The following is a 2,804-nucleotide window of genomic DNA, read 5'->3' as shown; positions in this document are numbered from 1 at the left end:
CTGTGAGCTTTGGTATCTGCCGCCTTATTCCCCGGACTTGAACCCGATTGAGCATTGGTGGTTTGTGCTCAAGAATTGGCTGCGACAGCGATGGGATGAGTTTGCCAACTTTCAGGATTGTGTGGATAATGCTTTCAAACAATGTCCTAAGATGCATCCGTAAAGCTATAGCAGGCAAGGTGGATGGCTGTAGTCGTTTTGCCAACCCCACCTTTATAGGCAACGATTGTGATTATCATTGAATTTAATTGCAAACTCTTAACTAGCCAGCCTGCCAGAATTTTGACCAGCTGGCTAGCCTTCTTGCTAAAAACCTAGTTACTTAACAGTTTAACTAAGCAAATATTCAACGCACTGAACAGCTGCGTACGCAGTTACTCAAGTAGATAATTAAAGTTTTAGTCCAAGATGTTAGTCCAAAATAATTTATTAAGTTATTTGCGAGCAAGCTAAGTAAGGATCTCACAAAATGGACTAATTGCGGTATAGGCAATGCGTCAAAAAAAGAGCTTGGGGCGATCGCTCATCTTCATTCCAAGGACTAGGTGCAAGATAGAAGCTTGTTCTACTGCTAAGGAACAGAACGATGGCTCGTGGAAACAGGCAATCAGTGAAGCCTCTTTCAAGAATGTATGTACTGGTCTGCATGACCTGGCAAAGCACTTTTCTGGGGCTGCTAGCAGGACTGACCTTTGGTGGACTGTATGGTTTAGGTGTCTTTTTTCCGATACCCGGTGGAGCCTATTTTGGCGTTTTACTGGGTGCTATGTATGGTCTGGGGCTAGGGCTATGTAATGGTTTGTTGCTGGGTCTCGTCACCTGCGTGATTTTTTATCCTCTCACCCACGTGAAATATCATCGCTGGATGAGCCGGGTGATGGGGGCTGGTTTTTCTGGCATTGGTGTTTGCCTGAGCGTGCTCTTAACCAATATCAACAAAGGCATGACTCCCATCTCGGCTTTGTTGATTGGCTTTCATTGCGTGACCGTCTCTGTCTTTGCAACCCTCATCGGCGATGCCCTTGGCTACAACTTGGCCCAATGGTATGAAAAGCAAACAACAGCCAGGACAGTCGTAGCGGGGGATGAGCCGCCTTCCCATCTGGTTGCACTCAACAAAATAGACCAGATGTTAACTGCGACATTGCCCCTGGCCCCTATGGGTTGGCGACTCATTGCTTCACTGTCTTTCATCTTGTCTGTGTTCGGGTATCGACAGTTGTACTTCAGCGTTTGTGAAGGAAGAACTGGAGATAGTTGTCTATCCTCGCCGCGTCTCCTGACCTCTGCACAAGCAGGCTTCGCGATCGCGCTCCCCCTGTTTTTGATAGGCATCGTGCTTTATAGCCAATATCGAGTTCGGCTCCAAATTGATGAGCATCGGGTTGCGATGATTTATGAGCTATTCGGATACCCATTCTGGACACGTTCTTGGGCTAGAGAGGAGATCAGGCAAGTCCGCCTAATTCGACCCCGGGTTGGCAACTATTTGGACGTTGCCCTACAAGTGAGACTCCGCTACCAGCAGATTACTCACGGACAACTCACTCTCAGAGAATCCCAGTGGCTAGCTCAAGAACTCAGCAACTGGTTATGCGTTCCGCAAATCAATCTGAATTTGGAAGATTAGTCTGCACCCTTGCTTTGGTTTTGTGGGAGTTAGCACGCATAGTTTTGAACAAACTGCGCTAACTCAGATGAGTCTACTGGAGTGCTGCTTCGAGTTGTTCAGGAGATATCGAGCCGTCGTAGCTTGCGAGTACCTCAACGATATTTAGAGGTGTTGGGGCCATAACTGAAGGGAGCGATCGCGTCTCTTAGCTTCTAGGCACGATTGAAAGCTTGAACGTTTGAGATTTGCTAGCTTGGTGCTACTTCATAGGGAATAACGATGGCACAACTATCAAAGCGTTTATTTTTTGTTGCTCCTCGACTGCTCATTGGTTGTGCCATCGTTGGTTCCTATTGTTTCCATGCCTATGTCTTGCTTATTGCTTCCGCTGTCCCCCGTCTGCTAAATACCCGTAGTGCTGTCCCAACTTATGCTGGATTCTACATGCAATATCCCAATCTGATTGGGAAAGTATCTAACCTCCAGTGTGTAACTAATGATCGAGACAGGACAGCTTACTCTTATTCCCACCAGTGCCGCTTCAATGTGAACTCATCAAATATCGAGCAGTTTATTAGGGAGAGCCAATTACTGCCTCAGGATGAGTGTTACAGCGTGGGTGCGCCGCACGTAGGAGAGTATCGTCCAACGGCTTCGTGGGAGCCGTCAGACGTTCAGGAGGGAGGAGAATGTTATGTCAATCGCGAATTTCGGGAAGCTTCAAAAGGTTTCGTTGATGAGTTGCTTCTGTTGTATTCTCCAACAAGTCAACTTGCTTATATGCAGGTGCATGATTGAGAAATCTAGACGGGATACAAGTAGCGACTGCCACCCGCAAATTAGCGGGATTAACGGCCTTAAAGAGCTGGGTGAAAGAGTGAAAGTGGCGATCGCTCGCGAGTGGTTAGCAGAACAGCGCGGGGCCTAGTTGTACTCTCCAGGAAGATCAGTTTTTCTAACAGTAACGCTGCCAACTTTCTTACCTGACATTCTCAATAATTCATCACCTGAAAATTCAAAACCAAGCTTTAGTGCTATTCGCGCAACATCATCTGCGGTTGATGCTGCGAGCACCTCGTTTTTAAGTTCAGGTTCAGACTGCATTTTCTTTAAAAATGCTTCGATTTGCTCAAAAGCCATATTTAAAATTTGATCCTCGCTAGCTACTCGTAATATAAAGAAAAACAGCAGT

At 46.5% G+C, this 2,804-nt stretch carries 6 protein-coding genes; 4 read left to right on the top strand and 2 right to left on the bottom strand.

Annotated features, from left to right (window positions below; genetic code table 11):
• The coding region (locus NDA01_RS31720) for a transposase (protein WP_348230986.1) at window positions 1-163 on the top strand (163 nt) is incomplete at its 5' end.
• Here NDA01_RS31720 and NDA01_RS31715 read toward each other — a convergent pair.
• Window positions 147-239, bottom strand: coding sequence for a ParA family protein (locus tag NDA01_RS31715; protein WP_348231189.1), 93 nt, complete (start codon window positions 237-239; stop codon window positions 147-149). The two genes, NDA01_RS31720 and NDA01_RS31715, sit on opposite strands and share 17 nt — an antisense overlap.
• 407 nt (window positions 240-646) lie before the next feature.
• Between NDA01_RS31715 and NDA01_RS31710 the strand changes: the two genes are divergently transcribed.
• From NDA01_RS31710 to NDA01_RS31700, 3 genes are all read left to right on the top strand, one after another.
• Entirely contained in the window at window positions 647-1,630 is a 984-nt protein-coding gene (locus NDA01_RS31710; RefSeq protein WP_348231188.1) for a hypothetical protein, read from the top strand.
• A 261-nt stretch (window positions 1,631-1,891) separates the two neighbouring features.
• Window positions 1,892-2,410, top strand: a complete 519-nt coding sequence (locus NDA01_RS31705; protein WP_348231187.1) for a hypothetical protein — start codon at window positions 1,892-1,894, stop codon at window positions 2,408-2,410.
• Window positions 2,403-2,540 carry a hypothetical protein gene (locus tag NDA01_RS31700; protein WP_348231186.1) on the top strand — a complete coding sequence of 46 codons (138 nt, stop codon included), beginning with the start codon at window positions 2,403-2,405 and terminating at the stop codon, window positions 2,538-2,540. Before NDA01_RS31705 ends, NDA01_RS31700 begins: the two co-directional genes overlap by 8 nt.
• On the opposite strand, the gene NDA01_RS31695 is transcribed toward NDA01_RS31700, so the two are convergent.
• A partial coding sequence (locus NDA01_RS31695) for a Nif11-like leader peptide family natural product precursor (RefSeq protein WP_431193623.1) occupies window positions 2,537-2,804 on the bottom strand: 268 nt, incomplete at its 5' end. The genes NDA01_RS31700 and NDA01_RS31695 overlap by 4 nt on opposite strands.

This window comes from Trichocoleus desertorum AS-A10, assembly GCF_039962155.1.
Lineage (GTDB): Bacteria > Cyanobacteriota > Cyanobacteriia > FACHB-46 > FACHB-46 > Trichocoleus.
The sequence above is the reverse complement of the archived record's forward strand: the minus strand, read 5'-3'. Positions and strand labels throughout refer to the sequence as shown.